The organism is Solibacillus daqui (genome assembly GCF_028747805.1).
GTDB lineage: Bacteria > Bacillota > Bacilli > Bacillales_A > Planococcaceae > Solibacillus > Solibacillus daqui.
Map to the genome: position 1 here is coordinate 2,773,300 of NZ_CP114887.1, position 14,319 is coordinate 2,787,618.

17 protein-coding genes, 1 pseudogene and 1 other annotated feature are annotated in these 14,319 nt (G+C 37.9%); of the genes and pseudogenes, 1 reads left to right on the plus strand and 17 read right to left on the minus strand.

The genetic code is table 11. The features are described 5' to 3' along the window. Positions 1 to 54: 54 nt before the first annotated feature. Positions 55 to 663 carry a LysE/ArgO family amino acid transporter gene (locus tag O7776_RS13610; protein ID WP_274310508.1) on the minus strand — a complete coding sequence of 203 codons (609 nt, stop codon included), beginning with the start codon at positions 661 to 663 and terminating at the stop codon, positions 55 to 57. Positions 664 to 763: 100 nt separating this feature from the next. Between O7776_RS13610 and O7776_RS13615 the strand changes: the two genes are divergently transcribed. Then, positions 764 to 2,191, plus strand: coding sequence for an aminotransferase-like domain-containing protein (locus tag O7776_RS13615; RefSeq protein ID WP_274307574.1), 1,428 nt, complete (start codon positions 764 to 766; stop codon positions 2,189 to 2,191). A 405-nt stretch (positions 2,192 to 2,596) separates the two neighbouring features. On the opposite strand, the gene O7776_RS13620 is transcribed toward O7776_RS13615, so the two are convergent. The 16 genes and pseudogenes from O7776_RS13620 to radC form a co-directional block, all read right to left on the minus strand. Then, positions 2,597 to 3,001 (minus strand): thiol-disulfide oxidoreductase DCC family protein, encoded by a 405-nt coding sequence (locus tag O7776_RS13620; RefSeq protein ID WP_274307575.1) that lies wholly within the window; start codon positions 2,999 to 3,001, stop codon positions 2,597 to 2,599. Between the two features lie 12 nt (positions 3,002 to 3,013). Continuing rightward, complete coding sequence (pheA, locus tag O7776_RS13625; RefSeq protein WP_274307576.1) at positions 3,014 to 3,886, minus strand: prephenate dehydratase; 873 nt, start codon at positions 3,884 to 3,886, stop codon at positions 3,014 to 3,016. A 138-nt stretch (positions 3,887 to 4,024) separates the two neighbouring features. Continuing rightward, a complete protein-coding gene (locus tag O7776_RS13630) occupies positions 4,025 to 4,480 on the minus strand; it encodes an ACT domain-containing protein (RefSeq protein ID WP_241369296.1) in 456 nt (151 codons plus the stop codon). Between the two features lie 17 nt (positions 4,481 to 4,497). Further along, positions 4,498 to 5,787 carry a GTPase ObgE gene (gene obgE, locus O7776_RS13635; RefSeq protein WP_274307577.1) on the minus strand — a complete coding sequence of 430 codons (1,290 nt, stop codon included), beginning with the start codon at positions 5,785 to 5,787 and terminating at the stop codon, positions 4,498 to 4,500. A 5-nt stretch (positions 5,788 to 5,792) separates the two neighbouring features. Next, positions 5,793 to 6,317, minus strand: coding sequence for a Spo0B domain-containing protein (locus O7776_RS13640; RefSeq protein WP_274307578.1), 525 nt, complete (start codon positions 6,315 to 6,317; stop codon positions 5,793 to 5,795). Positions 6,318 to 6,598: 281 nt separating this feature from the next. Next, positions 6,599 to 6,895, minus strand: coding sequence for a 50S ribosomal protein L27 (gene rpmA / locus O7776_RS13645; RefSeq protein WP_241369299.1), 297 nt, complete (start codon positions 6,893 to 6,895; stop codon positions 6,599 to 6,601). A gap of 13 nt (positions 6,896 to 6,908) precedes the next feature. Then, a complete protein-coding gene (locus O7776_RS13650) occupies positions 6,909 to 7,250 on the minus strand; it encodes a ribosomal-processing cysteine protease Prp (protein WP_274307579.1) in 342 nt (113 codons plus the stop codon). Between the two features lie 14 nt (positions 7,251 to 7,264). Next, positions 7,265 to 7,573 carry a 50S ribosomal protein L21 gene (gene rplU / locus O7776_RS13655; protein ID WP_008405205.1) on the minus strand — a complete coding sequence of 103 codons (309 nt, stop codon included), beginning with the start codon at positions 7,571 to 7,573 and terminating at the stop codon, positions 7,265 to 7,267. Between the two features lie 14 nt (positions 7,574 to 7,587). Continuing rightward, positions 7,588 to 7,666, minus strand: a sequence feature (ribosomal protein L21 leader region). A 45-nt stretch (positions 7,667 to 7,711) separates the two neighbouring features. Next, positions 7,712 to 8,323 (minus strand): site-2 protease family protein, encoded by a 612-nt coding sequence (locus tag O7776_RS13660; RefSeq protein WP_274307580.1) that lies wholly within the window; start codon positions 8,321 to 8,323, stop codon positions 7,712 to 7,714. Continuing rightward, on the minus strand, positions 8,324 to 8,863 hold the full coding sequence (locus O7776_RS13665) for a hypothetical protein (RefSeq protein WP_274307581.1): 540 nt from the start codon (positions 8,861 to 8,863) through the stop codon (positions 8,324 to 8,326). Between the two features lie 103 nt (positions 8,864 to 8,966). Continuing rightward, positions 8,967 to 9,764: a septum site-determining protein MinD gene (gene minD, locus O7776_RS13670; RefSeq protein ID WP_274310509.1), complete on the minus strand. Its 798-nt coding sequence runs from the start codon at positions 9,762 to 9,764 to the stop codon at positions 8,967 to 8,969. An 87-nt stretch (positions 9,765 to 9,851) separates the two neighbouring features. Continuing rightward, positions 9,852 to 10,519, minus strand: a pseudogene (gene minC, locus O7776_RS13675) (septum site-determining protein MinC). 89 nt (positions 10,520 to 10,608) lie between these two features. Beyond that, a complete protein-coding gene (gene mreD, locus O7776_RS13680; protein WP_274307582.1) occupies positions 10,609 to 11,124 on the minus strand; it encodes a rod shape-determining protein MreD in 516 nt (171 codons plus the stop codon). Beyond that, entirely contained in the window at positions 11,124 to 12,044 is a 921-nt protein-coding gene (gene mreC, locus O7776_RS13685) for a rod shape-determining protein MreC (protein ID WP_274307583.1), read from the minus strand. The genes mreD and mreC overlap by 1 nt, the downstream gene beginning before the upstream one ends. 14 nt (positions 12,045 to 12,058) lie before the next feature. Then, positions 12,059 to 13,075, minus strand: coding sequence for a rod shape-determining protein (locus O7776_RS13690; RefSeq protein ID WP_274307584.1), 1,017 nt, complete (start codon positions 13,073 to 13,075; stop codon positions 12,059 to 12,061). A 538-nt stretch (positions 13,076 to 13,613) separates the two neighbouring features. Further along, positions 13,614 to 14,312 (minus strand): RadC family protein, encoded by a 699-nt coding sequence (gene radC, locus O7776_RS13695; RefSeq protein WP_274307585.1) that lies wholly within the window; start codon positions 14,310 to 14,312, stop codon positions 13,614 to 13,616. Positions 14,313 to 14,319: the final 7 nt, after the last annotated feature.

Here is a 14,319-nt window from a genome sequence, read left to right on the forward strand (position 1 = left end):
TTATCCACTAAAAAATGCTTGAATGAAAAATTTCCTTTTCACTCAAACATTTCTTTACAAATTAATGAGGCCAATAAACAAATAAACTGCCGTTGCAAATATAAAGAGTGCAGAAAATTTATTAAAGATGGTCATCACCTTTGTTTGATTATTCAACTGCTTCATTAATGAACCCGCAAACATTAATCCGAAAAACCAAATCCATGACACTACGATACAAGTTGTTGTAAAGAAGAAAAGTGCCTCACCGCTATATTTCATTGCACTTGTACCTATTACACCGACTATATCTAAAATTGCATGTGGATTTAATAATGACACGGATAATGCAAAAATAATTTGTTTTTTTATAGTAATTGCTTGGCCCACTCTTTGGTCATTCGGTGTCGAACGCCAAATTGAATAACTCATATATAGTAAAAACAAAATACCAACGCACATTAAAGCATTACGTAAACCCTCATATTGCAAAATAATTAACGACAGCCCATATACTGCCAAAACGATCAGTAGTGTGTCGCAAAGTGCAGCCGTAATTGTGGCAGGCAATGCACGTAGTAATGTCGGTTGAGTTGCCCCCTGTGAAAAGATAAATACGTTTTGAACACCTAAAGGCAATATTAACCCAAATGCTAACACAAGACCATGTACAACAGCTTCCATTTCATTCACTCCATTTCCCTTCTACTGTAAACCGTTTTATACTAATAGAAAACGACCAATTGGATGGTAAATAACCCAACCAATTTATAGGAGGGCTACGATGAACTGGCAACCAGTGAAAAATATATCCACAACATTACAACAGCAAATTATCAACTGGTTTACTACACAACTCGGGCAGGGTGATTTAACACCAGGTATGCGCTTGCCTTCTCAACGTTTACTTGCCCTTCAATTTAACGTGAATCGCAGTACGATTAATGTCGTAATGGAGGAACTGAAAGCAAGGGGCCTTATCGAAACACGCACTGGAGATGGGACCTATATTAGCGAAGATTCGTGGCAATTATTATGGAAAGAAACCCATCCAAAATGGCAGCAACATATAGATTTTAGTGTCCATAAACCGAATGACGATACGATTCAGCTCATCAATGAATATGAGCAGTATGAACACATCATTCGTTTAGGTACAGGTGAGCTATCGCCTTCGCTTATACCAACAAAACAAATCGAGCATTCTTTACGCGAGCTATCACTTACTGCTCCGGTTTTAGGTTATTCCGTGCCTCAAGGGAGTAAAGAGTTGCGTGAAGCCCTTTGCCATTATTTACAAAAGCGTGGTATTCATACAACTACAAACAATATACTCATTACATCCGGCGCATTACAGGCATTCCAGCTCATCGCACTTGGTCTTTTACAACCTGGTTCTTTTATTTTTCAGCAGGAGGCCTCTTATTTAAATTCTGTACATTCCTTTCAATCTGCAGGTATGCGCATGACTAGCGTCAAAATAAATGAACAGCTCCAGCAAACGCTCTTAACAAAAAAAAGAAATAATCAAGGCTTGTTTTATGCGATTCCTACTTTAGACAATCCAACTGGACACTGTTGGTCTAACACAAAAAGGCGGCTTGTTTTAGAGGCATGTAAGGCACTAGCAATTCCTATTATTGAGGATGATGTTTATCATGAACTATTATTTCAGCCAGATAATGAGCTCCCTTTAAAAGCATATGATCAAAGTGGACATGTCCTCTATATTGGTAGTGTATCCAAAACATTAAGTCCTGGACTGCGCATTGGCTGGATCGTCGCCTCTGAATCAGTTATTAAACGTTTAGCAGATATTAAAATGCAAACTGATTACGGTTCTAGTGCCCTTTCTCAACAATTAGTTGCACATTGGCTACAGTCTGGCATGTACGAACAGCATATTAAACAACTTCGTCATGACTTACACCAACGTGCCGAATTTGTTGAACAGCTTTTGCAGCGCTACATACAACCTTATGCAAAATGGCAGCAACCAAATGGTGGTTTTTATATTTGGCTTCGTTTTGAAAAACCAATTATTAATAAGGGCCTGTTTCTCGAATTACTTCACCAAAATATTCTCATCAATCCCGGCTATATTTATCAACCAAATGATTTTCATCATCTACGTCTATCGTTTGCATACGCCTCTTATGAGCAATTAGAGCAAGGGATTCGGCAACTGGCATTAGCTGTTAAACAGCGATAATCAATTACACCTCGGCGTAATTACGTCCAAATTTTTTCGTGCTTGGGGCCACAGGACGTGGGTCAGTAAGCCGTTGTCACAGGATGTGATGTTTTTAAGATAACATCATCTTTAAAACACCTCTAAAAAATCTGTGACATCCGCCGAGGGGCATTGGGCCAACACGATGTTGGTAACTTAGGCGTTGCCGCACGACGCGGCGTCCTTAACCTGAGTACCTCTATTCAGCCGGATTTGACCCCACTGAATGAAGGACACACTTGGTATTTCCTCCCACTAATAGAAGTTGAGGACTTTTGCTGGAACAAGTAAAAAAAGTGTGCGAAAAGTTTTTTCAACTTCTAGCACACCCTCTAAATTATTTGAAAAACGTATTTCATATCTTTGTGGATCTCATAGAAAATATTATTCTTTTCGATCAACTAAAAAACGACTTCGCTGCTCCACTGTTGGTAGCATACATGCCTCTTTTTTCCCAAACCAACGATAACGATTTTTCGCAAAATAGCTATAGACTGCATCGCGCAAAGGCCTCGGTACTAGGATTACGCCAAACATCAGCTTCCACAAACCAGCCAGCTGCCGCGCAATTCTTAACGCCGCAGTAGACTTCAAATAATAACACTCCCCTTCAAGAAGCACTAAACTATCAATGTCTACTGGTACTTGAAATTTCTTTAGCAATGCCTGCCCTATCTCACTTTGAAGCGCTGCAAATTGAAAAACTGCTTTTGTATCACGCGTTAAAATAAACTGCACACTTGCATCACAAAAACTGCATTCTCCATCAAATAATATTATACGTTCCATTATTGATTCACCTCATTCAGGTGTTACGTACGTAAAATATGTTCCGAGTGACTTTACAGTACAGCCAAGCGCTTTTAATTCCTCTACTGCACCTTTCATCATCGGTTCATCCTCATCTGCTAGTATATCAACAATAAAGAAATAATTCCCGAGCCCTGTTTTCAGTGGACGCGATTCAATTTTACTTAAATTAATTTTGCGCCATGCAAATACCGATAACACTTGATGTAACGCACCAGATACATCTGTTGGCAATGTTAACATGAACGTCGTTTTCGGCTGTGCTTTTAAGGGCACTATGCCATGACGAATGTTTTGTTTAGATAATACGAAGAAGCGCGTATGGTTAAAATGAAAATCATGAATATTTGTTTCTGCAATATGTAAGCCGTACTTTACAGCTGCCGATGCGTTTGCCACCGCGGCAATGCAACGATCTTCCGTCTTTGATACAAATTCAGCGGCTGCTGCTGTTGAAGCATATGGAGTTTGTTTTACACTCCCATGATTGTAAAATAAAAATTTATGACATTGCGCTAATGCATGTGGATGTGAGTATATTTCTTCAAGCATGTCTACATGATTTGCATATTTTTTATTCACTAACAAATGCTGTTGAATTTTTGACATAACTTCCGCTGTAACAAATAGCTCTGCCTCATGGAATAAATAGTCTACTGTAAGCGGCACAGAACCTTCCAGCGCATTTTCTACTGGCACAACTGCTAACTCCACTTTCCCTTCTGCAACAGCTTCAATACATTCTGGAATCGATTGATAGGGAATATGCCAGTCATTTGGAAATAATCCCTTTGTCGCTAAATATGTAAACGATGCTTCTGGACCTAAATACGCAATTCGTTTTTCCCATTGTTGTTGTGACATCTAATTACCCCCTCAATTTCAAGTTCTAAATTTTCTGTTAATTTTTTATAAAAAGAAAGGGCTGTCCAATCTGTCCGAAAACTTTTGGACAACCCTTTTTCATCTAGGTTAATGCGCTCATTTAGCACTTACGATTTATTATAATGCACCTGAACTAATCACTTCAGCCGATTCAACAAAGTCTAGTTGATTTAAGCCACGAATTAGCTCATCCAGCTCATGGACCATGCTTGTAACATCTAATGACAGTGTTACATTTGCACGACCTTGAATCGGAATCGTTTGGTGAATCGTGAGCACATTACAATGTGCATCTGATACGGTTTCAAGTAATTTGGCAAGTGTGCCTTTACGGTCTTGTAATTGAATAAACACCGTTAAGATACGCTCTTGCACAATTGAATGGAAAGGAAAAACTGCATCACGATATTTATAAAATGCACTGCGTGATAGGTCAACTTGCTTTACTGCATCCCAAATAGAAGCGACGGTACCCTTTTGTAATAGCTGCTTTGCTTCTAAGGTTTTTTGCATTGCATCGGTTAATACATCTTCACGCACTAAATAATACCGTTGATTTGCTACGTTTTTCATCAAGATCCCTCACTCCATTAGTCAACAAAGTCAAATTCGAATTCCATTAAACGAACTGTATCGCCATTTTCTGCGCCTCGTTTACGTAATTCTTCATCTACGCCCATTGCACGTAATTGACGAGCAAATCGGCGAATACCGTCTTCACGGCTGAAATCTGTCATTTTGAATAGACGTTCGATAGTGTAACCAGAAAGTACGAACGAACCGTCATCATCACGTGAAATATCGAAGTCTCCGCCTTTTGATTCGTGTTTATAAAGCACAACTGCTTCTGATTCTTCATCGACTACTTCATGTAATAAGAATTCTGGTGTTACCTCTAATAAGTCTGCTACTTCGAACAATAATGGTTTTAACCCTTGACGAGAAACTGCTGAAATCGGGAAGACTTTTACATCGTCGCCCACTTTCTTTTTAAACTCTGCTAAGTTTTCCTCTGCATCTGGCATATCCATTTTGTTCGCTACCACGATTTGTGGGCGCTCTAATAAGCGTAAATTGTATTGCTCAAGCTCGTTGTTAATCGTTACATAGTCATCATAAGGTTCGCGACCTTCCATACCACTCATATCAATTACGTGTACGATTACTCGTGTACGCTCGATATGGCGTAAGAATTGCATCCCTAAACCAACACCTTGGTGTGCACCTTCGATTAAACCTGGTAAATCGGCCATTGCGAATGAACGACCATCTTCCGTTTCAACCATTCCTAAGTTAGGTACGATTGTTGTGAAGTGGTAAGCACCGATTTTCGGTTTTGCTGAAGATACAACTGATAATAATGTTGATTTACCTACTGAAGGGAAACCTACTAAACCAACGTCTGCTAATACTTTTAATTCTAAAATAACTTCTAGTTCTTCGCCTGGTTCACCTTTTTCAGCAAGCTCTGGTGCTGGATTTGAAGGTGTAGCGAAACGACAGTTCCCACGACCACCACGGCCTGCTTTTGCAACTACCGCTTGTTGGCCGTGCTCTACTAAGTCTGCAATAACCGTCTTTGTTTCTGCGTTCATCACAACTGTTCCTGGTGGTACTTTAACGATTAAATCTTCCGCACGTCGACCGTGCATCCCTTTACTCATCCCGTGCTCACCGCGTTCAGCTTTAAAGTGACGTTTGTAGCGGAAATCCATTAACGTACGTAAACCTTCTTCTACTTCAAAAATAACGTTACCACCACGTGCGCCATCGCCACCTGCTGGACCACCATTTGGTACATATTTTTCACGACGGAAGGCTACCATCCCATCTCCGCCGTCTCCACCTTTAACGTAAATCTTTACGTGATCGACAAACATTGCTTTCACTCCTCATGCATGTGAATTACGTATTTCCATGATGTATCCGTTTGTTCATACGTTTTCACTTCAAAAATATTTTGCTCTATTGAAAATGGCTTCATTCGCCAATTCCCATTCAAATGGAATGTAATCGACCATTCCTTGTCTTTTGCTTCAATGTTCAATTGTAACTGATGTTCTTCAAAAGGATCGAGCACATCATAAACATGAATAATTGTTTTTTCCAAGTATTGCGCAATTGCATCATCAAATTCACTGCGAATAGGTGCTTGTACATAACTCGATAATTGGAATTGTAAAGCCGGGTAGCGCCAATGTACTGTATGTAGCCATTCTACGGTGTTTTTAAGCTGCAGTCGATTGATATTTGAAAATACTTTACAATGTTCAGATTGTTGTAAAATAACTTTTTTTGCATCCTCTACTCGGCCTAAATCTAAATTCATTTGAATTAAATGAAGCTGATTTAAATAATCGTGATTGGCGTAGCGTAACGCTTCGCTAACAGTTAATTTGGAAACGGTCATTTTGCACTCTCCGTTTTACAGATTCGTTATTAGTATAACAAGTTTTCGATTAATTTTCCTTCTATACCTCACACAAATAATACATTCAATACTTAAGAAAATTTCAATTATTCATTAAAAAAGCAAATTTTCGCTCGTTTAGCCTCAACAGATATTGGTGGGCTCAATGCACTTCACTTTCGACCACAGGACTGAAATGGCTGTGGGATTGCTACAAATGCTGAGATCTACTTTTACCAAAAAAAAGGACTGCAATAAATGCAGTCCTTTAATTGCAAAAATTATGCTTCTTGTGCAACTGGGTATACAGATACTTTTTTCTTGTCGCGACCCATGCGTTCGAATTTAACAACGCCATCAACTGTTGCGAATAAAGTATCATCTCCACCACGGCCTACGTTTGTACCTGGGTAAATTTTTGTACCGCGTTGACGGTAAAGAATTGAACCACCAGTAACGAATTGACCATCAGCACGTTTAGCGCCTAAACGTTTTGACTCAGAGTCACGTCCGTTTTTAGTAGAACCTACACCTTTTTTAGATGCGAAGAATTGAAGATCTAAAGTTAATAATAACATACTGTTCCACCTCCTAGATCATTTTATATTTCAATTCGATATATTCTGAATAGCTTGCAGTCATTGTATAGAACTGTGTCACCATTGTGTTCAGAATAACTTGTAATTTAGCGTCTGTTTCATCATTCAAATCCGCTTGAGGAATTGTTACCTTTAAGTAACCTCCTTGTGAACCTTGATCGATTTCGGGAGTTATCCCGATAATTTGTGGAATCGCATTTACTGCACCAAAAGCAACAGCAGAAGCGCCTGCACAAACTAAATCTCGACCATAGACGTCCGACAATGCGTGACCTGAAATTTCAAAGCCATACGATTTGCGATTTGCGTCACTGTAAATAGTTACCGTAATCATAATATCACCTATAATTAAGCGTTGATTGCTTCAACTACTAATTTAGTGTATGGTTGACGGTGACCTTGTTTACGACGGTAGTTTTTCTTCGCTTTTAATTTGAAAACAGTAATTTTCTTTTGCTTACCTTCTTTAACAACTTTAGCTGTTACAGTAGCGCCAGCAACAGTTGGAGCTCCAACTTTAACTGTTTCTCCACCTACGAATAAAACTTTGTCAAAAGTAACGATTTCATCAGCAGCTACACCTAGTTTTTCAACGTAGATTTCTTGACCTGCTTCAACTTTGATTTGTTTACCACCAGTTTCGATAATTGCGTACATTAAAATGCACCTCCTCTTAGACTCAGACTCGCCCGGAATTGCAGGTGATCATAAAAGATACTTAAAACCTGTTCAGCGCGGTTGCAGTAGCACGGGTGCTACAAACAATAACATTAAAATACTACCATACCAAAATTCTTAAGTCAACCTGTTCATTACATGTTTTTCAAATGCTGAACGGTATTTTCGATTTCTCCAATCTCCTATGACTTTGCTCCATAAGAATATACTTACGACAACTAAAGAAAGAGATTGTGGTAGTAAATATAATAGTACGATAATTGTGACTGTAAGTAAATAGAAAGAACTAGAGACGTAATATTCGAACAATTTTGAGTAAGAATATTGTTTTAAGAGTGTAAAACAAAGAATCCTTCCACCATCAAGCGGCCAAATTGGCAATAAATTAATGCATAAAATAAATAACTGTATTTCGATAAATAACCCTTTTAATAACGGTGGCAATAATAAACTAAGCCCAATCCCTATTAATGTTGCAATTGGTCCACCCATTGCAACGACGATCAATTGCCGATACGATAATTGCATTTCGTGCTTTAAAGTCATTTCTCCACCATATGGCATAATTTTACAAGTATCAACTTGAACTCCTACAAATTTTGCCGCTAGAAAATGACCGAGCTCGTGGATCACTAACGAAATCATCATCGCGCTATATAATGCAATATTACCATAAAGTGCGATCATCAATAATAGCAATAAAAATGCCGGATGAATTGAATACTTCATTTAAATTTCGCGATCCTTTAACCACTGAGTAGTTTGTTCCATATCCAAAATAACACCGTCTTTTTCAATTTGAATATAAAGCTCACCACTTTTTTTCGTTGCCATAACAGTTCCTTTACTAACAGATGTGTATGGCAACACATAAAAGTCATCAACAAAACCAAATGTCATCGTCATCCCATTATCATAAATAACTGAAATCGATTTACCATTGTATTGTGTATGACCAGTAAAAATTATAAGTCCGTCATAGAGCGCATTTAAAACGAAAGGCTCTTTATACGTTAGTAAATAGCCATCATTAAAGCGTTCAATTGTTTCGAACATCTGTAATTGCTCCACCGAAGAATGAGCCGTCACTGTAATCTGTTGGTCTTTTGGTTGTGTGATGGCTACAACTAATTTGCGCATATACAGTAAATCATCCGAGCTATAAACAATTTTATTAATAGCTCGTTTTAACGTTAAATCCCCAAAATAATTAGCACCTGCAATGCCAAGAAAAAGAGCGATTGCGATGAGCCATTGCCATTTTTTCAAGCTCACCATCCTATCCTTTTTTCTCTATTATATGCTCCATACAAAAGTGCATGAAAAAAGGAATGCTAAAAGTTTTTTCGACTTTTGACATTCCTTATATTCATTATTTAAATAATGATTTAATTTTTGCTAATACGCCTTTTGGTTGATCGTCCTCTAAAGTCATTAGTGGCACAGAATCTCCTAAAATACGACGCGCAATATTACGGTAACCTAGAGAAACTTTGTTATTCGGATCCATCACAATTGGTTCACCTTTATTTGATGAGCTAATGACATCCTCACTATCTACAATAATACCTAATAAATCAATTGATAAATGCGTCGTAACCTCAGTAATATCCATTGCATCACCATTGTTCATTAGATGTTTACGAATACGATTAATAATTAATTTTGGCGGTTCGATTGGCTCTTGTTCAAGTAAACCAATAATGCGATCTGCGTCACGCACAGCTGAAATTTCAGGCGTTGTAACAACGATTGCTCGATCCGCACCAGCAACAGCATTACGGTAACCTTGCTCAATCCCTGCTGGACAGTCGATTAATACATAGTCAAAATCACGTTTTAACTCATCAACTAATACCTTCATTTGCTCAGGAGATATAGCGTTCTTATCTGTATTTTGAGCAGCAGGTAATAAGTATAAACGATCATCAATACGCTTATCTTTTACTAGCGCTTGATGTGTTTTACAACGACCTTCAATTACATCGATTAAATCATAAATAATACGATTTTCTAATCCTAAAATAACATCTAAGTTTCGTAGCCCGATATCAGTATCGACTAAACACACCTTTTTCCCTTGCAGTGCTAATGCAGTTCCAAGGTTGGCGGTTGTAGTCGTCTTCCCTACGCCACCTTTTCCTGAAGTTATAACGATTGCTTCTCCCACATTAGCGGCCCCTTCCTTATGTAAGGTAGCATATTGAGTATTTGCTTCATCAATATTCTTAGAGAATAAAAACTCTTCTTCACTCATTTAGCTCCCTCCTTTAAATGTTGATAAATTCGGTCGAATATTTCTTAATTCTTGGATTCGGTCATAGGAAATCGTACCATCTTCGTTTACATAGGCAAAGATTTGATACGTGTGTTCTAAAAAATAATTGCTTTCGTTTGTCATTACTTCGACAAGATTCGCAATTAACACATGCGTCGGCTCAAAATGAGAAGCAAAAACGACTGCTTCTTCGTTGCCATTTGCTCCAGCATGAACAATTCCTTTTAGTTTACCTGCTATATGGACATTGCCCCCTGCTTCAACACGTCCATTTGGATTGACATCACCTAAAATTAGAATATCTCCAGTTGCACGTAATACTTGCCCTGAACGTACAATTCCAACAAATGTTTCAAAGTGACTTGATTCTTCCTGTTCTTTACTTTCTTCTACAGTTAGTACATCACTTTGAATATTTTTCACACGGTATTTTTGCTGTTTCTCGACAACTTCTATAAGCTGTGCCTTTTGTTCGGGTGTACAGTAACGTTTTCCTAAGTGCAATTGTACATCTATTTTACCATCAAGATGTCCATCTGTAACTTTTTTTCCTAGTTCTTCTAGCAATTCAGTATATGAGCATTGGTCTCTAAACGAAGGACCAATCCATCCTTCGTACCTTTAATATGGACAAGTTGCTTCTTCATAGCAATTTCCGTCACCTCGCGCCAAATTATTATGAAAAGAAACAATCCAATATAGTGAATTGTTTCTTCCCATCATTTTTTAATGCTACTTAAGCGCGTTGAAATACGCGAGCGCTAATACAATATTTAAACGCCCATGCAAGCATTATTAAAAATAAAAAATTTGCAATTAAAGTTGGAACTAATCGATAAACTAAAAATGGTTGCAACGCCATCGTAGTAAATTGAATCATATAGAAAAATTCATATAAGATGAATTCTAATACTGCTAATAGCCCTATAGCTAAAAATGTAGTGAATACTAAATGTGACTGTACACGCTTCACAGACCAAGCCGCAACAAAACAAATGGCAGGATATAACACAGTATATAGCCCAATAATATTAATGTAAAATACATCAAAACATAACCCAAAAATTAAGCCATAAATCATGGCTTTTTTACGACTATAATAAATGGCTAAAAAGATTAAATATAAAATTAAAAAACGTGGAATTAAATAATACGTGCCGTCATTCCACTGAAGTGGTGAAAACATCGCAAATTCAGACTCTACTAAAAATAATATTACTCCAACAAGTACAATAGCCAATCGAGTGATCATTATTCATCCCCCTCAACTGCTGCCTCGTCTACTTCATTTGTTAAATCCGCATTCGTTGCATCGCCGTCAGAGCCATCTACTGCTGTAGTTTTACGCTTTGCAATAATGACATTTTCTAGCATCGAAAAGTCTGCTGCTGGTTTTACATAGGCCATTTTCGTCAGACCGAAATCATCTGTTGTAACTTCCGTAATTTCACCGATTAACATTCCTTTAGGGAAAATCCCCCCTAAACCAGATGAAATTACTTTTCCGCCTACTTTTAATTTAATTTTCGAATCGATGCGCTTTAGTAATAATTCGTTACGCTCTGCGTCATAACCTTCTATTAAACCATGAATTTCTTCATTGTTTTCCCCAAAGACGATTGCTGAAACACGATAATTTTCATTATTCGTATAAAGCAGTTCTACTTCAGAAGTATACGGTGTCGCGATAACAATCTTACCGATTAATCCACGCGATGTCATAACTGCCATGTTTTTTTCAACACCATGAGCAGTACCTTTATTTAAAATAATTTTTTCTTCCCATTGATCAGGGTTTCTTGCAATGACCGTCGCCTGAATCGGGTCGAAATCACGTAAGCTTTCCTCTACTTTGGCAAGTTCACGTAATGAAGCATTTTCGGCCTTTAGCGTACTTACTTCCGCTTGTAATACAGCAAAATCCTCTAAGCGCATTTTTAGGCGTTGATTTTCATCGTACGTATTCATAAGCGAGTCAATATTGCTAAAAATACCCGTTATGTAGTTCGTTGGCTTTGCTACAAGCGATTGTGCAAAGCCAACTGTATCTTTAATAAGTTTTTCGGGTAATGTTGCGTTATGACGATCACGTAAAGAGAAACCAATCAATGCCACTAGAAAAATTACACTTACTAAAAGTATGATTAATTTTTTATTTGTTAATTGTGGCACAAGAAAAGTCCTCCTTATTTCAATTGTTGAGCACGAATAAGATCGATGTTATCTAGTGCTTTACCTGTTCCGATTGCTACGCAGTCTAATGGGCTCTCCGCGATAAATACAGGCATTTTTGTTTCATCACTAATCACTTTATCTAAGTTGCGTAATAATGCGCCACCGCCTGTTAATACGATACCTCGCTCCATTACGTCCGCTGATAATTCTGGCGGTGTTTGCTCTAATGTTTTCTTCACGCCATCTAAAATAGCCACAATTGCTTCGTGTAATGATTTAGAAATTTCATCTGATGTAATTTCGATTGTTTTTGGTAAACCTGTTAATAAGTCACGGCCACGAATTTCCATTGTTTCCGCTGGGCCTTCTGCACGTGCTGTACCGATTTCAACTTTAATTTGTTCTGCAGTACGTTCACCGATTGTTAAGTTATACGTTTTGCGAATATAAGCAATAATCGCGTAATCCATTGCATCTCCACCAACACGTACAGATTCACTTGTTACAATACCGCCTAATGAAATAACTGCAACTTCCGTTGTACCACCACCGATATCAACGACCATAGAACCTGTAGGCTCCCATACCGGTAAGTTGGCACCGATTGCCGCTGCAAATGGTTCTTCAATCGTGAATGCTTCTTTTGCACCTGCTTGACGAGATGCGTCGATTACTGCACGTTGTTCAACTGAAGTAATGCCATATGGTACACAAATCATTACATTCGGTTTTTTCCAATTAGAGCCAGAAGCTTTCATTGATTCACGTAAATAATATTGAATCATCGCTGTTGTAATTTCAAAATCAGCAATTACACCATCCTTCATTGGACGAATTGCTACGATTGAACCTGGCGTACGGCCGATCATATTTTTAGCATCATTACCAACTGCTACAATATCTCCAGTTTTCGTATTTTTCGCTACTACTGAAGGTTCACGTAATACGATTCCTTTTCCTTTTACAAACACAAGTGTATTAGCTGTGCCAAGATCGATCCCGACATCTTTATTCCCTAATCCAAACAAATTAGTACTCCCTTTCTTATAAAAACCATTGTTTATTTATGATGTTACAAAAATCATACGCTCTATTATAACGAATTACATCAAGAAATTATAGTGTCACAAGAACTGAATCGCGACTTTTGTCGAATATTTTTCATATAACACTACTTATCTATTGTATTTCGAAATTCGTTTTGAAACAAATAAAATTAATATGTAAGATTTAACAATATAACAACATGGACATGACGAATATAACAACAAAAAGTTCCATGATGCAATAACATTTAATTATTTATTGTTATGTAACAATTATTATAGTGATGTAACAAAAATGCATAAAAAAGGGAGTATCCTAGAAGTATATCTGGGACACTCCCTTTGCGCCGAGGCTGGAGGCCAGCACGATGCTGGTCATGAATGCGTTGTCACACGATGTGACGGTTTTAGCATTCGTTCCTATTCTGACCACCGCAGAAGCCCCGCCTAAAGCGGATTATTAAAACACTAGACTTGCACTGTCCAAAAAAATGTGACTTTTAGGACAGCATCTTATTGTTTAAAAATAGCCTTTTTCTTTCATGCTAATAAATTGATGGTCTCCGATGATAACGTGATCCAGCAAATCTACTCCAATAATTTTCCCGGCTTCGTATAGACGTGTCGTAACGTCAATGTCTTCAGGGCTTGGGGTAGGTACACCACTAGGATGATTGTGCGCACAAATTATCGAAGCGGCGGATCGTTTGACTGCTTCGCGGAATATCTCACGAGGATGTACAATGCTAGCATTTAAGCTTCCAACAAAAATCGTTTTCTTATGCAAAATTTGATTTTTGACGTTCAAAAATAAACAAACAAAATGTTCCTGATGTAATGATGTCATATCTTGCATTAAAAAATTAGCTGCATCTTCTGGTGACCGAATTGTGTAACGTTGCTCATCTTCTTTTGATGCTAATCTTCTCCCCAGCTCAATCGCTGCAAGTAGTAATACAGCTTTAGCCTCACCAATGCCTTTAATTTCAGTCATTTCCTCTAGTGTGGCAAATTTTAGATTGTGTAATTTTTCGAAATTTAGCAATACGCGATTGGCCACAGTAAGTACCGATTCTTGTTTCGTTCCTGTACCGAGTAAAATCGCGATTAACTCCTGATTAGAAAGACTTTTTGCTCCTTGACGCAGCAACCTTTCACGTGGGCGATCTGCTTCATGGACATCATGAATTTTCATATTTTGCATAGTAGTTCTAATCATTTCCATC

Coding starts and splice junctions, on each gene's coding strand:
- O7776_RS13610 (WP_274310508.1), bottom strand. CDS start 663: ATGGAAGCTGTTGTACATGGTCTTGTGTTAGCATTTGGGTTAATATTG.
- O7776_RS13615 (WP_274307574.1), top strand. CDS start 764: ATGAACTGGCAACCAGTGAAAAATATATCCACAACATTACAACAGCAA.
- O7776_RS13620 (WP_274307575.1), bottom strand. CDS start 3,001: ATGGAACGTATAATATTATTTGATGGAGAATGCAGTTTTTGTGATGCA.
- pheA (WP_274307576.1), bottom strand. CDS start 3,886: ATGTCACAACAACAATGGGAAAAACGAATTGCGTATTTAGGTCCAGAA.
- O7776_RS13630 (WP_241369296.1), bottom strand. CDS start 4,480: ATGAAAAACGTAGCAAATCAACGGTATTATTTAGTGCGTGAAGATGTA.
- obgE (WP_274307577.1), bottom strand. CDS start 5,787: ATGTTTGTCGATCACGTAAAGATTTACGTTAAAGGTGGAGACGGCGGA.
- O7776_RS13640 (WP_274307578.1), bottom strand. CDS start 6,317: ATGACCGTTTCCAAATTAACTGTTAGCGAAGCGTTACGCTACGCCAAT.
- rpmA (WP_241369299.1), bottom strand. CDS start 6,895: ATGTTATTATTAACTTTAGATCTTCAATTCTTCGCATCTAAAAAAGGT.
- O7776_RS13650 (WP_274307579.1), bottom strand. CDS start 7,250: ATGATTACGGTAACTATTTACAGTGACGCAAATCGCAAATCGTATGGC.
- rplU (WP_008405205.1), bottom strand. CDS start 7,573: ATGTACGCAATTATCGAAACTGGTGGTAAACAAATCAAAGTTGAAGCA.
- O7776_RS13660 (WP_274307580.1), bottom strand. CDS start 8,323: ATGAAGTATTCAATTCATCCGGCATTTTTATTGCTATTATTGATGATC.
- mreD (WP_274307582.1), bottom strand. CDS start 11,124: ATGATCACTCGATTGGCTATTGTACTTGTTGGAGTAATATTATTTTTA.
- radC (WP_274307585.1), bottom strand. CDS start 14,312: ATGATTAGAACTACTATGCAAAATATGAAAATTCATGATGTCCATGAA.